We start from the raw sequence: 20,330 nt of genomic DNA on the forward strand, positions 1-20,330 counted from the left end.
ATCCAGCCGACGTGTCGCACGTCGTGTCCGAATTGTCCACCTGCCTCTCGACGCCTCGGCGAGAGGGCCCTCGGAGGATTTCCGGGCCGATCATCCGAGGATTTCCGGCAGGGGTGCCTCTTCGCCGAGAACATGTTCGGACAGGAACGACAGCACCACCTGGTACCAGATCTTCGCGTTCTGCGGGCTGAGGATCCAATGGTTCTCGTCCGGGAAGTACAGGAAGCGGTGCGCCGTGCGGCCCTCGTCGTCGGCGGGCAGCCCCGACTCCGAGAGCAGTTCGTACCACAACCGCAACCCGTCGCCGATGGGAACGCGGAAGTCCTTGTCGCCGTGGATCACCAGCATGGGCGTCACGATGTCGGCGACGTAGAGGTGCGGTGAATTCTCCACGGCCATCTCGGGAGTCATCTCCCGCTGCCAGTACCAGGCGGCGTCCGTGGTGGGTCCGAACTGGTCCAGCGCCCACAGGCTCGCATGGGTGACGATCGCCTGGAATCGGTCGGTGTGCCCGGCGATCCAGTTGGCCATGTATCCGCCGAACGATCCGCCCATCGCTGCCGTACGCTTGTCGTCGATCTCGGGCAGTGCCACCGCCGCATCGGTGATCGCCATGAGGTCGGTGAACGGCGTCTTGCCCCACTGCCCCCAACCCCGCTGCACGAACTCCTGTCCGTATCCGGTGGACAAAGCCGGGTCGGGCAGCAGCACCGCGTAGCCGCGTGCCACCAGCAACCACGGGTTCCAACGCCACGACCACGTGTTCCACGAACCCAGCGGTCCGCCGTGCACCCACAACACCAACGGGACGGGTGCGTGCGCGGACGCGCCGTTCGGCAAGGCCAGCCAGGCTCGCACCGGCACCCCGTCGTCCGCGGTGGTCTCGACCTCGGTCAGCGTTCCGGGAAGCTCGGGGGAATCCTGCGGCGCCTGCAACACCGTGACCGCGCCCGTGGCGAGGTCGACGCGCACCGGGTGGGGCGGAGCCGCGTAGGACGCCCGCAGGGCGAACACCGCGGATCCGTCCGGGGCCACGTGGATATCGGTGTAGGCGTAATCATCCGTCGTCACCCGCATCGGTTCCGCACCGCCGCGGACAACGAAGAGAGGGGCGCGGCCGTGGTCGTCGGCCGTCAGCACCAGCCCCGAGCCGTCGGGTAGCCACTGCACGGAAGTGGCCCAGCGGTCCCAGCCCGGTGCCACGTCCGCCACGGTTCGCGTCTCGAAGCTGTAGCGGTGCAGCGTGAATCGAGGTGCACCGTCCGGAGTCGCGTGCGACTCCCTGCTGAAGACCACGTACTCGCCGCTGGGCGAGATCACCGGATTCGACAGGTCGGCGGCGGGATCGTCGACGAGTGTCGTCCGATTCCCTGTCTCGGTATCGATGCGCACGAGGATCGTCCGGATGGAGGCGGTCGGACCGGGAACCGTCCAGGACGTGACGACGAAGGTACCGTCCTCGCTCAGCGCGTAGTTCGCTTCACGCAGTGCAGGGCCGGGCATGGATGTGAGGTCGACGAGGTCGGTTACCGCCTCGTCCTGCGACGCGTCGCCCAGCGTCCCGGACAGCAGATGGGGAACGTCGGGTCCTAGGTCGTGGTCCCAGTACCGGATCGGGTAACCGGAGTGCAGGATCGCGGACACCTTCTTGTCCTTGCGCTCGGAGCGCAGGCGCTCGTCCTCGTCCTTCTCCCCCGACCGTCCCAGCACGCCGGTGGTCACGACGAACCGCGGAGCACACCGCGCCGCCCGCACCCCGGTGATCCCACCACCCCGGTGAGCGATCACGGCCGCCTCACCACCGCCCACGGGTAGCCGCCACAGGGATTCGGGCAATTCCTCCTCGTCCTGCGTCGGCCGCGAGGACGTGAAGAGGAGGTCACCGTTGCTCGTGAACGCCGGATTGGTTTCACCGGTCCGCCCTCGTGTCAGTCGACGTGCCGCCCGTTCCCCGGTGGGATCGATCTCCCACAGCGCCGTGACGTATTTGGTCGCTTTCGCGTCGAGTGTCGACTGCGCGACGACGACACGGCGCCCGTCCGGGGACAGCACCAGGCCGGCCAGGCGGCCGAGAGCCAGATAGTCGTCGAGATCGTCGAAAGGAGTTCCGGCATGGAGTTCAGGGATCGCGGTCACGGTTCGTTGGTACCACGGACGCGCCGCGTGTCGTCGGACATCGCCGAGCGTCGCGCCGCCGAAGGGCCGAGACGTTCGATACCGTGCGTGGTCAGTCGATGAGCGGTGTGATCCGCGGCGGAATCTCGGTCAGGGCGTACGGCAGGCTCAGTACCGTACTCCAGGCCATCGCCTCGGCGGCGGCGTCCTCGAGGATGATGGTGTGGCCCGCTCTCACCACGTCGAGTTCTTGGTAGATCGGCGTCTTGGCGAGTTCTTCGCGCAACTTGTCACCGTAACCACCACCCGCGTACCAGACGAGCAGATCCACGTTCGCCAGCGACAGCTGCTCGGTGCTGATCTCCGCGAAGTTACCGGTGATCTGCTGGGTGACAGGAGGATTGACGAAGCCGAGGTCGGTGAAGAATCGCACCTTCGGGTCTTCCGGCCCGTACACCCCGAACTGCCCCGGACCCTTGAGCGCGCCCACCAGCACGGTCTTGCCGGCGAAAGACGGGTTGGCGCCTCGGACGTCGGCGTACTGCTTCTCGACCGCGGACACCAATTCGGCTGCCTTGTCCTCCTTACCGAGGGCAGTGCCGAGAACGCGCGTCTGGTCCTGCCAGGGAACGCCGTAGTCGGCGAAACCCAATGGCTGCGCCACTGTCGGAGCGATGGCCCCGAGTTTGTCGTACTGCGCCTGCGTCAGGCCGGAGTAGGTGCCGACGAGAAGGTCCGGCCCCACCGTCGCGACCTTTTCGAAGTCGATGTTGGTGGAGGCGGTGCCGACGATTTCCGGCTGCGCCCCGCCCAGCAGATCCTGCGCCCAGGGCCAGACTCCGTACGGGTAGTCGCCGTACCAATCAAACGTGCCGGCGAGAGTGCCACCGAGAGCGAGAATCGTATCGTGATCGTTGTAGCCGACGCTCACGATGCGTTGCGGATTCACCGGCACCTGGGTTTCGCCGTATTTGTGCGCCACCAGCGGTCCCGAGGGCTCGTCACCGCCCGAGTCACCGGAACTGCTGCAGGCCGCGGCGAAAGCGAGCAATGCTCCCCCGGTACCGACGAGGAAACCGCGGCGGCTCAGGCCGGCTCTCTGTTGACCCAGGTTCATGCAGGCGACCCTCTCGTTCGCCGGGCGATACGTTCGCTCCGGTTCAGGCTTGGCGAGCCTATCCTAAGGGATCCGTTTTGGGCTCTCTCCACATCGCCCACACTGCGGGACCACCGTCCGGTATCCGGATTTCCCGTGTGACCTCGAAGCCGAAGCGCTCGTAGTACGGGATGTTTCCTTCCTTGCTGGACTCGAGGTAGGAGGGCAGCCCTTCGGCGTCACAGCGGTCGAGCCGCGACTGCATCAGTGCCTTGCCGTAGCCACCGCCACGGCCGACACTCGACGTCCCGATCGTCGCGAGATACCAGTGCCGCGGCTCCGCCGGGTGCGCCGAATCGATGGTTCCGCTCACTGCCGCACCGACACCGAGGCGCCCACCGAATGCCTGCACCAGGCGCGGAAGGCCGAGAACCGACGACCACGCGGACTGCTTCCACCGCCCGGGCGGATCCCACATCGCGGCGCCGCGCACGACGCCATCGGCATCGACCGCGAGTTCGGCCCCTCCCCCGGCAAGGTGGTGATATTTCATATCGGCCGCGAAGAGCAGCGGCAGTCCGCGTCGTCGACGAGCCGGATCGGGCCACATCCACTCCATGACGGGGTCGTCGAAGAAGGCGTCGGCGAGGACCCGGGCCGACTCGGAGATGTCTTTCCTGGTTACGGCACGAACGCTCACACCCATGCGTCGAGGGTACGGCCGCTGCGCGTCGCGCCGTCGTAATAATTCGGGGTCGGTCCGCTTTCCCCGCGAGGATTCCTACGGATTCGGGGCGCCGATCATCTGGTGACGGGCGAGTTCGCGGTACAGCGGGCTGGTGGTCAACAGTTCGTCGTGGGTACCCACAGCGGAGATGCGGCCGCTGTCGAGGACGACGATCTGGTCGGCGTTCTTCACCGTCGCGAGACGATGCGCGACGATGAGCACCGTCTGATCGGAGGCGGTGGCGTCGAGAGCGATCTGGAAGATCTCCTCGTTGCGGCTGTCGAGACTCGACGTGGGCTCGTCCAGCAGAAGCAGCGGCGGCTCGACGAGAAGAACACGGGCGAGCGCAAGCCGTTGCCGCTCCCCGCCGGACAGGCGGACACCGTTCTCGCCGATCTGTGCGTCGAGACCCCTGGGCTCGGCATCGACCCGGGTGAGGAGGTCGACAGCTTTCAGCGCCGCGCGGCACCGCTCGTCGCTCACGTGCGGGGCTCCGAACGTGAGGTTGTCGCGGATACTCCCGGCCACGGCGGGTGAGTTCTGCTCGACGTACCCGATCTGCTCGCGCAGGACTGCGCGGGGCAGCTCGGTGATATCGATGTCACCGATGGCGATTCGGCCGCGGTCGGTGTCGTAAAAGCGTTCGATCAGGGTCAAGAGTGTGGTTTTACCGGCCCCGGACGGCCCGACCACTGCGGTACGTGAGCCGCGCTCCACGCTGACGCTCACCCCGTTCAACACGGCATGCCCCGGCGTGTACGCGAAGTGAACGTCGTGAAATTGCAGCATGGGTCCCGCTGTGTGCGGCAGAGCGTGGTGGCGGATGGTGTCGGCGGCGTCCTCGGTGGGCACGCGGCGGATTTCGGTGATGCGTTGCAGGGCACCGAGCGCCCCCGCGACGGACTGCACCGCAGCGAACCCGACATTCACCGGGCCCATGAACAAGAACATGAAGAGAACGAAGGTCACCAACTCGGCCACCGTCATATTTCCCGCGGCCACCCGGTAGCCGCCGATGCCGAGGACGATCAGCAGCGACGCCTGACCCGCGGCCCGTCCGAGCGGTTGTATCGCAGCGCTCGACCGTGCCGCGCGCACACCGACAGCGAATGCGGCTGCAGCCCGATCGTCGAGCCGAGCCTGTGCCCGTTCGGTAGCACCGTTGGCACGAACCACGGTGACGGCGGACAGTGTTTGGGTCAGATCGGCGGTGAGGTCGCCGAGGCGGCTCTGGGTGTCGAACATCAACTTGCGCAGTCGGTTGCCCACCAGCAGGGAGACGGCCACGACTATCGCGATCACCGTCACCGTCACCCCGGCGAGCACCGGGTCGAGGAGCAGCATCGCTGCCAGCGCACCGACCAGAACGAAGACGCCGCCGAGTGCATCGACGAGCCCCTCGGTCAGTGCACCGCGAAGCAGCGTCGTGTCCGATCCCACCCGGGAGACGAGATCACCGACATCACGGCGGCGGTACTCGCTGATCGGTAGGCGCAGCACGTGACGGATCAGATCGGTGCGGGCGCCGAGGACCACACCTTCGGCGGTCCGATGCAGCAGGTAATACTGCATCGTCCCCACGCCGACTTCGACGGCCAGCAAGCCGACCAGCGCCCACCCCAGCCCGCCCCATGATCGTCCGTCGCTGACTGCGGCAATGATTCCGCCCACCACCAGGGGTTGCGCGAGACTTACCCCAGCCGCAGCCACCGACAACACCACCGCCGCACCGAGAAGCCGCCGATGCTCGCGTGCGTACGGCCACAACTCCCGGATACCCGGCCGAGTCGCCGTATCCGTGGTCCGTGCGTGCGCCGTTCCTGCGTGCGGTCTTCCCCGATGCGACTCCACAGATCCCCCTGCTGCCCGCCGACACGTGCACTCCGTCGACCCCTGTACCCCGCACGAACGGGACGTTCGTTGCGTCAGATCGAACGAACGTACCGCTGGTACGACCCCCGGGCGAGGCCGACACGGGGGGCGGCCAGTCCGGCGGGGATGAAATCCACTTGATTTCAAGTACTGATGGGCGGGATCGGCACCCGTACCGTCTTCTCGGGTTGTCCGGGAAGTACGCCCGGCACGGTGGAAGGAATTGTGTTCGTGACGAATGTGGACGACGGCAGAAGCGAGCATCGACCAGCCGATCCGCCCGTCCCGCCCGGGGCGCGGGGATACGAAGGATTCGGCGGGCGGATCGGGCGAACCAGCGCCGAGTCGACTCCCTGGTGGGGTCCTGAGACCACAGCTCCGCGCGGCGCACCGAACATCGTCGTGATACTCGTCGACGATATGGGCTACGCCGACATCGGACCGTTCGGCTCCGAAATCGACACCCCCAATCTGAACCGGCTCGCCGACAGCGGTTACCGACTGTCGAACTATCACACCACCTCGGTCTGCTCACCGGCTCGCGCGGCGCTGCTCACCGGCCTGAACCCGCACCGCGCCGGCTACGGCAGCGTCGCCAACTTCGATCCCGGCTTCCCCGGACTGCGGATGGAACTCGCCGAAAACGCACTCAGCCTCGCCGAGATTCTGCGCGCGAACGGCTATGCCACGCACGCGGTCGGCAAGTGGCATCTCGCGCGCGACACCAACCTCGCGCCGGGCCGCACCCGCGACTCCTGGCCACTGCAGCGTGGATTCGACAGCTACTACGGCTCGCTCGAGGGACTGAATTCGTTCTACTACCCGAACGAGCTGATCTCCGACAACTCCGTGGTCGACGTCGAGGAGTATCCGCCGGACTACTACGTCACCGACGACATCACGGACAAGGCAGTCGCCCAGATCAAGAGCCTGCGCGCCCACGATGCCGACAAGCCGTTCTTCCTGTACTTCTCGCACATCGCGATGCACGGACCCCACCAGGCCAAGCCCGAAGACCTGGCCAAGTACCGTGGCCGCTACACCGAGGGCTGGGACGCTGTGCGACGCCGCCGCTTCGACGCACAGGTCGAGGCGGGGTTCTTCCCGCCCGGCACCCAGATGGCCGAACGCAACACCGAACCCGGCTACGACGCGCCGCCGTGGGACGAGCTCACCGAAGAAGAGCAGCTTCGGTTCGCCCGGTACCAGGAGGTCTACGCCGCGATGGTCGACAGCATCGACCAGAGCGTGGGCCGGGTTCTCGACACCCTCGACGAACTCGGCGAGACCGACAACACCATCATCGTGTTCACGTCCGACAACGGGGGTACCGCCGAGGGCGGCGCAGCGGGAACACGCTCGTACTTCAGCCAATTCGTGCACGGACCCGTCCCCGACGACTGGGTGCGTGACGTTCCGCACGACGAGGAACTGATCGGCTCGGAGAAGATCGGCGTCCACTATCCGCGCGGCTGGGGCCAGGCGTCGAATACCCCGTTCCGGTTCTACAAGGGTCAGACGTTCGCCGGTGGTGTGCGGGTGCCGTTCCTGCTGTCCTGGCCGGCCGGGCTCCGGCGTGCTGCCGGTGACAGCGGGCTGCGCAAGCACTACTCGTACGTCACCGACATCACCCCGACCCTCCTGGATCTCGCCGGACTCGTGACTCCGAGCCACCGGAACGGACTTCCCGCCCAAGAGCGTGACGGCGTCAGCATCGCCGACATCCTGCGGGACACTGCGCAGCCCACACCCCACACGGAGCAGTACGCCGAGTTCGGCGGTCACCGCGGGTTCTACCGGAACGGCTGGAAATTGCTCTTGCTGCATACGGATCCGACCCGGGTCGACGATCCGCAGTGGCAGCTGTTCGACGTCGAGTCCGACCCGGCCGAGACCACCGATCTCGCACATCTGTTTCCCGAGAAGGTGCGCGAACTCGCCGAGGCCTGGGACCGGGCGGCCTGGCACAATACGGTCTTCCCGATCCTCAACGACCGCAAGGCCGTGCAGCGGCGCCCCGACGAGCGTCGGCTGGCAGAGCCGGTGAAGATCCTCGCGGGCACGCCGACGCTGGAACGCTATCGGTCCAGTGTGCTGATCCAGTACCGCGACTTCAGCATTGACGTCGCCACACACGAGATCACCGAGGACGTCGAAGGCGTGCTCGTGGCCCACGGCGACCCGCACGGCGGATACGTGCTCTACGTCGAAGACGGTCGAATTATGTTCGCCGTCAACAGCTACGGACGGGTTGCGCATACCTCCGCGCCCCTCGGCGCGGCTGTGGTGGGCGTACAGGTGCGGGCACAGGCCACCGAATCCGTACGGTGGAACTTCACCGTCGCCCTCACCGACTCGGCCGGGGTCAGAACGGACGTGGCCACCCTCGACGACCAGTTCCAGCTGGTCGGCATGGCGCCGTGGACCGGGATCTCGGTAGGCGTCGACGCCCGCGGACCCGTGGTGTGGGAGCTTCGGGAACGCCGCGGGACTTTCCGCTTCACCGGCAGACTGCGATCGGTCACCTACACCCCCGGTACGGTCCGTGTGCCTGAACCGGTCATCCAGGAGGTCGAGGAATTGGCAGAAGCGATGGCCGACTGAGGTCGCCGCCGCTGTCGTTCGAATGCCACTTTTTTCCAGGTCCCCCTGGATGCGGCGGGAGCGGCCAACTCACAGGGTGATCCACGTAGCGGAGGCCCGACCGAGTTCACGTTCGTCGGCTCCGTAGGCCGTCGTCGCAGTCCACACCTTGCGCCCTTCGGAGCCGACCAGTCGGCCCGTGATCACGCAGTTCTCGTCAGGCTCGGGCAGCGCCGTTATCCGAGCGGTGATTCTGCCCAGCACCATGGGTCGATCTTCGATCGGTGCGGCCCAGCCGCCGGGGCAATCGAGCGCCGCCCACACGAAAGCCGCCTGCCCCGCGAGGTCGGGGTCGACACACCACACGCACGCGGTGCTGCCGTCTGCGATCCGGCCGGGGAACAGGCGCATGCCATCGCCGGACGCGCGGTCGGGGCCGCACACGAAACATTGCGGGAACGGATGACGGTCTCGGCCGGGATAGTTCTCGGACGCGGCACGAGCAACGTCGAGGCCCACTGCCGCGACCTGTGGTAGCTCGTTGACCGTGGCCGATTCGGCGTCGGCGATGGTCGTGCCGTCCCGGTCCTGGGCGCTGGAGTGCCCTCCGCTTCTCACCACCTTCAGTGGAACTTCCAGCGGTGGCGGTCTGCGCAGGGTCACGGTCACCGGAGTCGCCGGGGCGTCGTCGTGATCCAGCGTCGCGGCTAGAAGTCCAGCGACGTACCCGCCGTTGCCCGACGCCGTGGGCCCGCGAAAACGGTGAGGTACGAGCAGGACCATGCCGTCCACAATATCCCGGAGGGAGGAGGGCGTCCGGTCAGTTCGTGCCCTGCACGAAACTCCGGAGCAACCGTGCGCCGAGAAGAGCGACACCGACCGCGAACACGGCGGTTACCAGGGAGATGCGCGCCGTACCGTCCAGTGCAGCCGCACACAACCGGTACAGCTCCTCCTCTGACACAGCCTGTCGACCCTCCGGAGTGACTGCGAGGCTTTCCCGAGGAGTGGGGGAAAAGGGCGATCCACACTCGACGAACGCACGGTTGGAATCGTCCAGCGGATAGTCGAGTGAACCGAAATACCAGGCGGCACTGATCCACATCAGGAAGGCGGCAAGGAGAAGCGTCGCGGCCGCGCGAAACGGGAACCGCCGGCGCACGGCTCGAGCAGGAGGGTCTGCAGTCACCGCCCCATCATGACCGCACGAGGAGGGTAACGGGGAACGCCGGGACACACTGACCATGCAGGCCCGATTACGCCCAGCCGCCGTGCAGCCGGGTCTACGGTGGGTGTACCACGGCGGGGAGTCGCCGAACACACGTGGAGGCGGGAAGGTCTGTGATGACTGATGACGACGCGCATCTCCAACCAGCGGTCGCTGCAGAATTCTCGGCACTCGCCGATCAACTCGAGGCACTCTCCGACGCACGGTGGGACACGCCATCGCTCTGTGAAGGGTGGAGGGTGCGCGAAGTGATTGCCCATCTGACCATGGCGGCGCGCTATTCAGGCGACGAATTCATGGCCAAGTTGCAGGACTGCCAATTCGACTTCACCCGGCTGTCCAACCAGATCGCCCGGGAGGATGCCCGCCTCCCGGTAACCGAGCTCGTGGACAACCTGCGTTCCGAGGTGATGCAGCACTGGACACCGCCGGGCGGCGGTTATCACGGCGCCCTCAACCACGTGGTAATCCACGGCCTCGATGCCACCGTGCCGCTCGGATTCACGCGCCGGGTACCCGACGAGACCATCCGGGCCGTGCTGGACGATCTCACGCACGGCGGCGGACACGCTCGCTTCGGCATCGACATCGAGGGCCGGCGGCTGGTGGCCACGGACATGGACTGGGCATTCGGGTCGGGTACCGAACTCCTCGGCTCGGGTGAAGACCTCGCCCTCGTGATGTGCGGCCGGACCGTGCCGGCAGGACGAGTCGCGGGCCTCCCGCTGTGACACCCATCGGCTGACGAAGGAGCCGACCACGATCCGCGCGCCTTCCGAAGTGTGGGGTTACACGGAAGTCTCGGACTACACGGTGGCGTCGACCAGCAGCGGGGCGCCCGTTGCCGCCTGCACTTCTTCGATGCTGTGGCCGGGCGCGGTCTCGACGAGGCGCAGACCGTTCGCCGTCACGTCGATGACGGCAAGGTCGGTGACGATCTTCTGTACGCACCGCTTGCCTGTGTACGGCAGCGTGCACTCCTCGAGAATCTTGTGCTCACCCTTCTTGGTGAGATGATCCATCATCACGATGACCTTGCCTGCACCGTGGACAAGGTCCATGGCTCCGCCCATCCCCTTGACCATTGCCCCGGGAACCATCCAGTTGGAGAGGTCGCCGTGGCTGCTGACCTGCATGGCGCCGAGAACGGCCACGTCCACGCTGCCGCCGCGGATCATCGCGAACGAATCGGAGGACGAAAAGAACGCCCCACCGGGTGCCACCGTGATGGTTTCCTTGCCCGCATTGATCAGTTCGGGGTCGACCTCGTCGTCGGTGGGGTACGGCCCGACGCCGAGGATTCCGTTCTCCGAATGCAAGATGACGTCCTTGCCGGCCGGGATGTGGCCGGGGATCAAAGTAGGCATCCCGATGCCGAGATTCACATACTGTCCGTCTTCGAGTTCTGCGGCGACTCGTGCTGCCATCTCGTTCCGCGTCCAACTCATGCCCGCACCGTCCTGTTCTCGATTCCCGTTTCCTGCTTGCCGACCTCGACCACACGCTGAACGAAAATGCCGGGCGTGTGGACTTCGGCCGGATCGATCTCACCGGGTTCTACCAGGTACTCGACCTGCGCGATGGTGATGCGACCCGCGCCCGCGGCATCGGGGTTGAAGTTACGGGCCGTCTCGCGGTAGACGAGATTGCCGAGTCGGTCACCCTTCCAGGCGTGGACCAGCGCGAAGTCGGTGCGGATGGCCCGTTCGAGGACGTAGGCCTCGCCGTCGAATTCGCGCGTTTCCTTCGGCTTGCTCGCCACGGCGATACCGCCCTGGCCGTCGTAACGGATCGGCAGTCCGCCCTCCGCAACCTGCGTTCCCACCCCCGCAGGGGTGTAGAAGGCGGGAATGCCCGCTCCCCCGGCGCGCATGCGCTCCGCCAGCGTGCCCTGCGGAGTGAGTTCCACCTCGAGTTCGCCGCTCAGGTACTGGCGTGCGAATTCCTTGTTGGCGCCCACGTATGAACTGATCGTGCGGCGGATACGGTGCTGCTCGAGCAGGAGCCCGAGACCGAAACCATCGGTGCCGCAGTTGTTACTGACGGTCTCGAGGTCGGTCGCACCCTGCGCAAGGAGGGCGTCGATGAGCACCGAGGGGATGCCGACGAGGCCGAAGCCGCCCACGGCAAGGGACGCACCGTCGGGGACATCGGCAACAGCCTCGGTCGCTGTTGGGAAGACTTTGTTGACCATGTGACCCAGGCTACCCGAAAATGTTCACAGAGTGAACACCCATCCACATTGCGAACAAATTCCGCCCCGGCTGTTGGCCCCATCACAGATCCCGCCTACTATGTACGTATAGCGGGCAACTGTTCACATCGAGAACGCGAGGATTTCATGCTGCACCTACCAGCGCACCGGGCTGGGCACGAAGCCAATGCGCCGTTGCTCTTCCCCGAGTACAAGACGACCCGGTTACGCAGTCCCAAGAATGACTTGATCCTGATTCCCCAGCGCCTGGGCGAGATCACGGGCCCGGTCTTCGGTGACGGCGATGTCGCCAAGGGCGAGAACGACATGACTCACGCCAACGGAGGCGAGGCGCAGGGACAGCGCATCATCGTCCACGGGCAGGTCCTCGACAGCGCCGGCAAACCGATCCCCGACACCCTCATCGAGGTGTGGCAGGCCAACGCCGGCGGACGCTACCGCCACAAGAACGACTCCTGGCCGGCACCTCTCGATCCCCACTTCAACGGTGTGGCTCGTTGCCTGACGGACAAGCAGGGGCACTACGAATTCACCACCGTCAAGCCCGGCGCCTACCCGTGGGGCAATCACCACAACGCCTGGCGGCCGGCGCACATCCACTTCTCCCTGTTCGGTCAGGCGTTCACGCAGCGACTGGTCACCCAGATGTACTTTCCGGACGATCCGTTCTTCTTCCAGGATCCGATCTACAACTCGGTTCCCGAAGCCGCTCGCGAGCGGATGATCGCCACGTTCGACTACGACCACACCCGCGAGAACTGGGCGGTCGGGTTCAGATTCGACATCGTCCTGCGCGGCCGGGACGCCACCCCGTTCGAGCCGTCCACCGAGACAGGGGGCCACTGATGATCGACACCCAGAATCCCGACGCACCCCGCTACCCCGTCTTCGCGCGCAGTCAGGACGAAGTGCCCTTCGGCGTCACCCCCTCCCAAACGGTGGGACCGTATGTGCACATCGGCCTGCTACCCCGCTGGGAGAACAGCGGCACCACTGTTCCCGAGGATGCGCCGGGACGCGTCGACGTCTCCTTCACGGTGCTCGACGGCGCCGGGCAGCCCATCGTGGACGCGATGATCGAGACCTGGCAGGCCGATGCCGAAGGCCGCTTCGACACTCCCGCCGATCCCCGCGGTGCGGCGGAGGCGACTCCGGCCGGTTTCCGGAGTCTGGCACGAGTATTCGCCGACGACACCGGCACGATCGTGGTGCACACGGTCAAGCCCGGCGCTCTCCCCGCGGAGAACGGCACTGCGGAGGCGCCCCACATCAACGTCGGTCTCTTCGCCCGCGGAATGCTCGAGCGTCTCTACACCCGTCTCTACTTTCCCGAGGACACCGAGGCTCATGAAGCGGACCCCGTCCTCGCCGCCGTTCCCGAAGCGGACCGTCCGAAGTTGATCGCCGCGAAGACCGATCGCGGGTACCACCTGACGATCCACGTGCAGAATGCGGAAGGACGGGAAACGCCGTTCTTCGCCCTGTAACCGATCGGTGAAAGGATCTCGCGTGAATTCGCCCAACCGAGGCGCATTGTTCGACCCGACGTTCGGCGCCGGGGAGTTGTCGACGCTGCTTTCCGATCAGGCATGGGTGACCGCGATGGTCGAGGTGGAAGCTGCCTTGGCCAGGGCGGAGGGAAAATGCGGGGTCATCCCCACCACGTCCGCCGACACCATCTCGTCGTTGTTCGGGCGGTTGGTTGCCGAGGGCACCATCGACGTCGGTGACCTCGGTGAGGCAGCGGCGGCGGGCGGCAATCCCGTGATACCGCTCGTGAAACTTCTGCGTACCGAACTCGCGGCCGCCGATCCTGCCGTCCCCGGAAGTCATGTCCACAAGGGGGCGACCAGTCAGGACATCCTCGATACCGCGCTCGTGCTTCTCGCCCGCCGAGCGGGCGCTCATGTGCTGGCATTGCTGGATGAGGCGCTCGTGTGCGCCGAGGCGCTGGCGCGGGCGCAACGCACCACGCCGATCGCCGGCCGCACGCTCGGACAGCAGGCACTGCCCACCACCTTCGGTGTTCTCGCCGCGGGCTGGATGACCGCACTGCACAGGGCTTCCCGCAACCTGGACGACGCGCTCACCGGTCTGCCGGTGCAGCTCGGCGGCGCGGCAGGAACGTCGGCGGCGCTCTATCCGCACGGCCTCGAGGTGGCGGACGCCCTCGCCGACGAACTCGGTCTGCCGCGTCAGGACGTCCCGTGGCACACCGACCGCACACGCATCGCGATCCTCGCCTCGGCCCTCGGAACCGCGGCCGGTGCGGTCTCCAAGATCGCCACCGACATCGTCTTCCTCTCCGCAACCGAAGTCGGAGAGGTCAGCGAGGGCACGCCCGGTGGTTCCTCCGCCATGCCGCACAAACGCAACCCGGTGGCCGCCATCGCCGCGCGTGCCGGCGCCCGACGCGTTCCCGGCCTCGTCGCCACTGTTCTCGCCTCCATGGACCATGAGCAGCAACGGGCGGCGGGAGCTTGGCACGCCGAATGGGAAACACTCACGGACCTGCTGCGCCTCACCGGCGGGGCCGTCGCCCGCATCGCCGACTGTCTCGGCGACCTCGAGGTGCATTCCGACGCGATGGCCCGCAACCTCGACCTCACCGGGGGACTTCTGCTCGCCGAACGGGTCACCGGCGCCCTGTCCACGCGCACTCACAACGCGCGCGACCTCGTGACTGCCGCCTGCCGCACGGGACGTCCCCTCGACGAGGATCCCGCGCTTCTCGAACACCTCGAGGCGCACGAGATCCGCGCGCTTCTCGACCCGGCCGGCTACCTCGGCCACGCCTACGACATCGTCGACCGCGCACTGGACACAGTGACTCGCGGACGGGAAGGAACGCGATGACAGTCGCACTCGCACATGAAGTCTCCGGCCCCAGGAACGGATCGCCCGACGCCCCCGTCGTGGTACTGCTCGGCTCCCTCGGCTCCAATCGGTCGATGTGGGATCCGCAGATCGCAGCGCTGTCCGACGACTGCCGGGTGGTCGCCGTCGATCAGCGCGGCCACGGCGAGTCGCCCGCACCGGACGGGCCGTACTCCGTGCGCGAACTCTCCGAAGACGTCCTCGCGGTGCTCGATGTCCTCGATGTCGACGCCGCCCACATCGTGGGGCTCTCGATGGGCGGCGCCATCGCGCAATGGCTCGGAGCCCACGCTCCGCGCCGGGTGCTGTCCCTGTCGCTGCTGTGCACGGCCGCGAAGTTCGGCGAACCGCACGCATGGGTGGAGCGTGCTGCCGCCTCGCGCACCGACGGTCCGGAGTCACTTGCGGATGCCGTCGTGGCACGGTGGTTCAGCGAGGGGCTCGCCAAGCGTGACCCCGAATTCGTGCGGCATTACCGCGAGATGATCGCGGCGACCTCCCCCGAGGGTTACGCCGCCTGCTGCGACGCTCTGGCCGATTGGGATTTCACCGCCGATCTCTCCCGCATCGCCGCACCCACGCTTGTTCTCGCCGGCGCCGAGGATCCGTCGACACCGCCGTCCGTCATGCAGGTGCTCGCCGACGGGATCGCGGGTGCTCGACTCGAAATCCTCTCCCCCGCTGCGCACGTGGCCAACCTGGAACAGGCCGGTGCGGTCACCGCCTTGCTGCGCGAGCACATTCTCGGTGGTGGGTACACACGAGGACGCAGGGCAGCGCACGCCGAGGGCATGAAGGTACGACGCTCCGTTCTCGGTGACGCACACGTCGATCGGTCGATCGAGGGGACCACAGAGTTCACCGCACCATTCCAGGACTTCATCACCCGCACAGCCTGGGGTGACATCTGGGCACGGCCGGGACTCGACCACACGACGCGGCGCCTTCTCACCATCGCCGTCCTCACCGCCGTCGGCAACGAGCACGAACTGGACATGCACATTCGCGCGGCGCTGCGCGGCGGCGTCGATGCGGACACGATCGGCGAAGTACTGCTGCACACCGCCGTCTATGCCGGTGTTCCCAACAGCAACCGAGGTTTTGCGCTCGGAAAGAAGGCCCTCGCCGACCTGTCGCCGGGTAACAGCGAGGATGATTCGCAGACATGACCGCCACCGAACCGACGGAGAAGATTCTCCCCTCCCCTGACTACGTGCAGTCGCTGGCCCGTGGCCTCGCGGTGATCCGCTGCTTCGACCAGCAGAACCAGCGACGCACACTCAGCGATGTCGCCCGCGCGACCGATCTCACCCGGGCCACCGCGCGTCGCTTCCTGCTGACACTCGTCGAACTGGGGTACGTGGCCACCGACGGTTCGGCATTCTGGCTCACGCCGCGCGTACTCGAACTGGGCTACAGCTACCTGTCGAGCCTCTCGCTGCCCGAGGTCGCGCAGCCGCACCTCGAGAAGCTCAGCCACCAGGTGCACGAGTCGTCGTCGGTGTCGATCCTCGACGGCGACGACATCGTGTACGTCGCAAGAGTCCCGGTCAGCAGAATCATGACGGTGGGCATCACCATCGGCACGCGGTTCCCGGCCTACGCCACCTCGATGGGACGCGTCCTGTTGGCCGGACTGTCCGACGAGGAGCTCGACGCGTATCTCTCGCGGATCGAGATAGAGCCGCTCACCGAACGCACCATCAGCGCCCCCGCCGATCTGAGATCAGCAATTCTCGAGGTCCGGAAGAACGACTACTGCCTACTCGACCAGGAACTCGAGGCGGGGCTGCGCTCAATGGCTGCGCCCATTCGGTCGGCCTCCGGCGAGACGGTGGCGGCTGTCAACATCTCCACCCATGCTGCCCGGTACAGCCTCGACGACCTGTACTCCGATCTGATTCCCGCGCTGCGTCATGCCGCGCACGACATCGAACGCGACCTCGCCACCGTCAATCGCTGACGTGGTCCGTTCAGAACAGCTATGAAAGGTTTTTCCATGCGTGACGTCGTGATCTGTGAGCCCCTGCGCACCCCGGTAGGGCGTTTCGGTGGGGTGTTCAAAGACCTCACTCCCCAAAGTCTCGCTGCCACCGTCATCACCGCACTCGTCGAGCGAACCGGCATCGACGGCAGCGCGATCGACGACGTCATCCTCGGTCAAGCATCTCCGGGAGGTGAGGCTCCGGCGATCGGCCGGATCGCCGCGCTCGACGCCGGCCTCGGTATCGACGTTCCCGGGATGCAGGTGGATCGCCGATGCGGATCCGGCCTGCAGGCGGTCATCACCGCGGTACTGCAAGTCGCGTCCGGCGGCAACGACCTGGTCCTCGCCGGCGGTACCGAATCGATGAGCCAGGCCGAGTTCTACACCCACCCCAACATTCGCTGGGGAGTGAAGGGCGAGGGTGTGCAGCTCGCCGACCGTCTCGCCCGCGCTCGCGTCACCGCAGGCGGCGACAACTTCCCCGTTCCGGGCGGCATGATCGAGACTGCCGAGAATCTGCGGGCGGAGTTCCACATCAGTCGCGAAGATCAGGACGCGCTCGCGGTGCAGTCGCATCAGCGGGCGGTGGCGGCGCAGCGGGCCGGCCGGTTCGCCGAGGAAATCGTCGGTGTCACTGTGCCGCAACGAAAGTCCGACCCCGTCGTGGTGGACACCGACGAGCACCCGCGGGCCGACACCACGGTGGAGTCGCTGTCGAAGCTCCGCGCCATCCGCTCCAAGATCGACTCTGAATCCACCGTCACCGCCGGCAACGCCAGCGGGCAGAACGACGGTGCCGCCGTGTGCATCGTGACGACCGCCGAGAAGGCCAAGGAGCTCGGGCTGAAGCCGCTCGCCCGTATGGCGTCCTGGGCAGTGGCCGGAGTTCCACCGCGCACGATGGGCATCGGTCCCGTGCCGGCGACGGAGAAAGCTCTCGGACAACTCGGACTGTCGTTGTCCGACATGGGCGTAATCGAGCTGAACGAGGCCTTCGCCGCGCAGACCCTCGCGGTGCTCAGAACCTGGGACCTCGACCCCACCGACGAGCGGCTCAACCCCAACGGATCGGGCATCTCGCTAGGGCATCCCGTCGGTGCCACCGGTGGGCGGATCCTCGCCACCCTGCTGCGGGAAATGGACCGCCGCGAAACCCGCTACGGACTCGAAACGATGTGTATCGGCGGCGGCCAGGGACTCGCTGCGGTCTTCGAACGAGTCTGACTTCGTCGCCCTCGCAGACCCAGCCGTTCAACCCCTCGCGCGCACGTCGATGTGATCAGTGCACCCGAATTATCAGGGGCTCAGAAGTCGAGTTGCCCGAGGACAGTACAGCTTGTGTCCTGATCGGGTGGCTCGAGGCTGGTCTCCGTCACCTTCCAACATCCAGTGCGCGGTGGTGGTAGTGGAAGCCTGGGCCCGCGACGGTGCTGAAATGCGTCCACGCGCCACCGGGGGTGGCTCGGAATCGATGATGCCCTGCATCCTCCCGATGTCCCAGCTACGGACCACCCCGGCAGTTGCCATGCGGCCATTGTCCGCTTGGCGACGATGCGGATTGGTGGGATTGGCGGGCCACCTATTGCCTCACGTCAAGACGCCCGGTCCTCCGCGCAGACTCGGTCGTGAGCGAAGGCACGGTGACAGGGGTAGTCGCTGTGCTGTATTTGTTGATCACCTTCGCGCCGTCCTGCTTCTTGGACATCAGCTTCGGCTGATGGTATGAGTCGTTCGTCAACTGCGACTGCAATACCCAGATTGTATTGAGTAGCAACATCTCTCCCGATGTCTGCATCGGAGGAAGCCTGCGATAATGCGCACGACCGCCCAAACCCCTTTGCTTTACCTGCACCGCCCAGCAGAAAATCAACGCGCAACGACGTTCGGCCCGTACGTCGACGGCGCCCGGTTCGAGGACGGACCACCTTCGGGATCAACGCCGCCCGCAATGCCTTCCGGGCACGATCCCGGTCCCAGACGGTCGTGGTGCACAGCTCACCCCAGGTTTTCGCTTTCCCCGGCTTGCAGGCGCGCTTGTAGCGGGTCGCGATCGCCGTGGTGACGGCTCTGCGTTCAGCCATGGTCAGTCCCATCCTCCGGGCCTATCCTCGACCACCACATCGACGTGATCGACACGCCGCTACGCCGGCTGTATATGCCAACTCGGGCTATTGACTCGAACACGCGTTCGAAGTAGGATTTCGACATGGGGATCGGGGAGGATATCCAGGGGGCGTTGCCGGACGATACACTGGCGTCGGACGAGATTCTGGCGACTGCGGTCGGTGATGCGTGGCGTCTGGCCGAGGCCGAGTTGCTCGCATCGGTGGTTGCTGTCTCGGAGGAGATTCAGCGACTCGAGGCTTTGCGGGTCAGGCTGGTCGGTGCCGTCGACCACCGCTGCAAGGTCGATGTGCTGGGATTTCCGAACACCAAGATGTGGCTGGCCTCCAAGACATTGCTCGAGGTCGGTGCGGCGGGACGAATCGTAATGTTGGGACGAGGTTTACGTTCCCAACCGGAAATCGCAGACGCATACTTCGACACCACGATGTCGGCGGAGCACGCCGCACTGATCATGAAATTCTGCGAGAGGCCGCCCAAAGGCATGCCACTCGAAGCGATGGACGACTGCCGAAACGCGTTGCTGTACGCGGCGAGCGGTCCTACCGCCAACACCGACGCCGTGCGTGCCGTCATCGCTCGACTCGAACGCGCCTTCGAATCCGACGACCCGCCGCCCGCCGAAGACACCGAACTCAACGAATTCCACGCCTCCAGAACACTCAACGGACGCATCGCCGTCAAAGGCGACCTCGACGCCGTCACCGGCGAAATGCTGCTCTCCGCGCTCTCCGGACTCTCCACACCGCGACCCGCGCAGGACGGAACCACCGACAACCGCACCCCCGGACAGCGCAGGGCCGACGGATTCACCGAACTGCTGCGCCGGTACCTCAACTCCGCAATCGCCGGCGAAGAAGGCGGAGAACGACCCCACATCTCCCTCCACATCAACGTCAAAGACCTCACCGACCACGCCAACCACGCCGGCGCCAGCGCAGAAGATCAGCGCAGCGCCTGCGCGACCGACGCGTCGCTGTTCGCCGTCGACGGGGTCGCGTGGACCGAGTGGATGGGACCGCTGAGCCTGCGAGCGGCTCGGCTCCTCAGCTGCGACTCGATCTACACGCCGATCGTCCTCGACGACAACGGCGCGCCACTCGACCTCGGCACCACCACCCGGACAGTGACCAAACGACAACGAAAAGCCCTGGTCGCGAGAGACCGAGGATGCGCATTCCCCGGATGCGGTGCACCACCCTCATGGTGCGAAGGCCACCACATCGTCCACTGGTCCAAAGGTGGACCCTCCGACATGGACAACCTCGTACTGCTCTGCGGGTTCCATCACCGACTGCTCCACCACAGCGACTGGGAAATCGAAATGGGAGCAGACCGGCACCCCGCCTTCATCCCACCCCGGCAAGTCGACTCGGAACGCACACCCATACCCGCGCACCACCAGGCCCGACCCCGAGCGGCCTGACCCCGAGGGCGCGACACACACATTTGCCGACTCTGCAACAGGACCACTCCTGTTGCAGAGCCGGCATGCCGTCGTGCCAA

Annotated in this window: 17 protein-coding genes; 9 read left to right on the forward strand and 8 right to left on the reverse strand. The window is 66.3% G+C overall.

From position 1 onward, the window contains the following. Positions 1-90: 90 nt before the first annotated feature. The 4 genes from JQT59_RS26280 to JQT59_RS26295 all read right to left on the reverse strand — a co-directional run bounded on the left by JQT59_RS26280 (position 91) and on the right by JQT59_RS26295 (position 5,789). Positions 91-2,136: a S9 family peptidase gene (locus JQT59_RS26280; RefSeq protein ID WP_213572574.1), complete on the reverse strand. Its 2,046-nt coding sequence runs from the start codon at positions 2,134-2,136 to the stop codon at positions 91-93. 91 nt (positions 2,137-2,227) lie between these two features. Next, positions 2,228-3,232 carry an iron-siderophore ABC transporter substrate-binding protein gene (locus tag JQT59_RS26285; protein WP_213572575.1) on the reverse strand — a complete coding sequence of 335 codons (1,005 nt, stop codon included), beginning with the start codon at positions 3,230-3,232 and terminating at the stop codon, positions 2,228-2,230. Positions 3,233-3,290: 58 nt separating this feature from the next. Beyond that, positions 3,291-3,917 carry a GNAT family N-acetyltransferase gene (locus JQT59_RS26290; protein WP_213572576.1) on the reverse strand — a complete coding sequence of 209 codons (627 nt, stop codon included), beginning with the start codon at positions 3,915-3,917 and terminating at the stop codon, positions 3,291-3,293. A gap of 75 nt (positions 3,918-3,992) precedes the next feature. After that, a complete protein-coding gene (locus JQT59_RS26295; protein WP_213572577.1) occupies positions 3,993-5,789 on the reverse strand; it encodes an ABC transporter ATP-binding protein in 1,797 nt (598 codons plus the stop codon). A 261-nt stretch (positions 5,790-6,050) separates the two neighbouring features. On the opposite strand from JQT59_RS26295, the gene JQT59_RS26300 reads away from it, so the two are divergent. After that, on the forward strand, positions 6,051-8,414 hold the full coding sequence (locus JQT59_RS26300) for an arylsulfatase (RefSeq protein WP_213578109.1): 2,364 nt from the start codon (positions 6,051-6,053) through the stop codon (positions 8,412-8,414). A 69-nt stretch (positions 8,415-8,483) separates the two neighbouring features. On the opposite strand, the gene JQT59_RS26305 is transcribed toward JQT59_RS26300, so the two are convergent. Next, positions 8,484-9,176, reverse strand: coding sequence for a hypothetical protein (locus tag JQT59_RS26305; RefSeq protein WP_213572578.1), 693 nt, complete (start codon positions 9,174-9,176; stop codon positions 8,484-8,486). A 37-nt stretch (positions 9,177-9,213) separates the two neighbouring features. After that, positions 9,214-9,582 carry a hypothetical protein gene (locus JQT59_RS26310; protein ID WP_213572579.1) on the reverse strand — a complete coding sequence of 123 codons (369 nt, stop codon included), beginning with the start codon at positions 9,580-9,582 and terminating at the stop codon, positions 9,214-9,216. 155 nt (positions 9,583-9,737) lie between these two features. On the opposite strand from JQT59_RS26310, the gene JQT59_RS26315 reads away from it, so the two are divergent. Next, positions 9,738-10,352: a maleylpyruvate isomerase family mycothiol-dependent enzyme gene (locus JQT59_RS26315; protein ID WP_213572580.1), complete on the forward strand. Its 615-nt coding sequence runs from the start codon at positions 9,738-9,740 to the stop codon at positions 10,350-10,352. 75 nt (positions 10,353-10,427) lie between these two features. Here the strand turns inward: JQT59_RS26315 and JQT59_RS26320 are convergent, their stop codons facing one another. Then, on the reverse strand, positions 10,428-11,069 hold the full coding sequence (locus JQT59_RS26320; RefSeq protein WP_213572581.1) for a CoA transferase subunit B: 642 nt from the start codon (positions 11,067-11,069) through the stop codon (positions 10,428-10,430). Then, positions 11,066-11,815, reverse strand: coding sequence for a CoA transferase subunit A (locus JQT59_RS26325; protein ID WP_213572582.1), 750 nt, complete (start codon positions 11,813-11,815; stop codon positions 11,066-11,068). The genes JQT59_RS26320 and JQT59_RS26325 overlap by 4 nt, the downstream gene beginning before the upstream one ends. A gap of 147 nt (positions 11,816-11,962) precedes the next feature. Here JQT59_RS26325 and pcaH point away from each other — a divergent pair, with 147 nt between their 5' ends. The 7 genes from pcaH to JQT59_RS26360 all read left to right on the forward strand — a co-directional run bounded on the left by pcaH (position 11,963) and on the right by JQT59_RS26360 (position 20,250). Continuing rightward, positions 11,963-12,682, forward strand: coding sequence for a protocatechuate 3,4-dioxygenase subunit beta (gene pcaH, locus JQT59_RS26330; protein ID WP_213572583.1), 720 nt, complete (start codon positions 11,963-11,965; stop codon positions 12,680-12,682). Then, a complete protein-coding gene (gene pcaG / locus JQT59_RS26335) occupies positions 12,682-13,323 on the forward strand; it encodes a protocatechuate 3,4-dioxygenase subunit alpha (protein WP_109328884.1) in 642 nt (213 codons plus the stop codon). The genes pcaH and pcaG overlap by 1 nt, the downstream gene beginning before the upstream one ends. 22 nt (positions 13,324-13,345) lie before the next feature. Next, complete coding sequence (gene pcaB / locus JQT59_RS26340) at positions 13,346-14,692, forward strand: 3-carboxy-cis,cis-muconate cycloisomerase (protein ID WP_213572584.1); 1,347 nt, start codon at positions 13,346-13,348, stop codon at positions 14,690-14,692. After that, positions 14,689-15,882: a bifunctional 3-oxoadipate enol-lactonase/4-carboxymuconolactone decarboxylase PcaDC gene (gene pcaDC / locus JQT59_RS26345; protein ID WP_213572585.1), complete on the forward strand. Its 1,194-nt coding sequence runs from the start codon at positions 14,689-14,691 to the stop codon at positions 15,880-15,882. The genes pcaB and pcaDC overlap by 4 nt, the downstream gene beginning before the upstream one ends. Beyond that, positions 15,879-16,676, forward strand: a complete 798-nt coding sequence (locus JQT59_RS26350; RefSeq protein ID WP_109328878.1) for an IclR family transcriptional regulator — start codon at positions 15,879-15,881, stop codon at positions 16,674-16,676. Before pcaDC ends, JQT59_RS26350 begins: the two co-directional genes overlap by 4 nt. A 36-nt stretch (positions 16,677-16,712) precedes the next feature. Next, entirely contained in the window at positions 16,713-17,924 is a 1,212-nt protein-coding gene (locus tag JQT59_RS26355) for an acetyl-CoA C-acetyltransferase (protein ID WP_213572586.1), read from the forward strand. Between the two features lie 982 nt (positions 17,925-18,906). Beyond that, a complete protein-coding gene (locus tag JQT59_RS26360) occupies positions 18,907-20,250 on the forward strand; it encodes an HNH endonuclease signature motif containing protein (RefSeq protein ID WP_213572587.1) in 1,344 nt (447 codons plus the stop codon). The last annotated feature ends 80 nt before the right edge of the window (positions 20,251-20,330 follow it).

Source organism: Rhodococcus sp. USK13 (assembly GCF_018343855.1).
In the GTDB taxonomy this organism is placed as follows: domain Bacteria; phylum Actinomycetota; class Actinomycetes; order Mycobacteriales; family Mycobacteriaceae; genus Rhodococcus_F; species Rhodococcus_F oxybenzonivorans.

What these genes read in the sequence shown, in the direction of transcription:
- JQT59_RS26305 (WP_213572578.1), bottom strand. Translation starts at nt 9,176, where the DNA reads ATGGTCCTGCTCGTACCTCACCGTTTTCGCGGGCCCACGGCGTCGGGC.
- JQT59_RS26360 (WP_213572587.1), top strand. Translation starts at nt 18,907, where the DNA reads ATGGGGATCGGGGAGGATATCCAGGGGGCGTTGCCGGACGATACACTG.
- pcaDC (WP_213572585.1), top strand. Translation starts at nt 14,689, where the DNA reads ATGACAGTCGCACTCGCACATGAAGTCTCCGGCCCCAGGAACGGATCG.
- JQT59_RS26315 (WP_213572580.1), top strand. Translation starts at nt 9,738, where the DNA reads ATGACTGATGACGACGCGCATCTCCAACCAGCGGTCGCTGCAGAATTC.
- pcaH (WP_213572583.1), top strand. Translation starts at nt 11,963, where the DNA reads ATGCTGCACCTACCAGCGCACCGGGCTGGGCACGAAGCCAATGCGCCG.
- JQT59_RS26355 (WP_213572586.1), top strand. Translation starts at nt 16,713, where the DNA reads ATGCGTGACGTCGTGATCTGTGAGCCCCTGCGCACCCCGGTAGGGCGT.
- JQT59_RS26350 (WP_109328878.1), top strand. Translation starts at nt 15,879, where the DNA reads ATGACCGCCACCGAACCGACGGAGAAGATTCTCCCCTCCCCTGACTAC.
- pcaG (WP_109328884.1), top strand. Translation starts at nt 12,682, where the DNA reads ATGATCGACACCCAGAATCCCGACGCACCCCGCTACCCCGTCTTCGCG.
- JQT59_RS26290 (WP_213572576.1), bottom strand. Translation starts at nt 3,917, where the DNA reads ATGGGTGTGAGCGTTCGTGCCGTAACCAGGAAAGACATCTCCGAGTCG.
- JQT59_RS26320 (WP_213572581.1), bottom strand. Translation starts at nt 11,069, where the DNA reads ATGAGTTGGACGCGGAACGAGATGGCAGCACGAGTCGCCGCAGAACTC.
- JQT59_RS26325 (WP_213572582.1), bottom strand. Translation starts at nt 11,815, where the DNA reads ATGGTCAACAAAGTCTTCCCAACAGCGACCGAGGCTGTTGCCGATGTC.
- JQT59_RS26285 (WP_213572575.1), bottom strand. Translation starts at nt 3,232, where the DNA reads ATGAACCTGGGTCAACAGAGAGCCGGCCTGAGCCGCCGCGGTTTCCTC.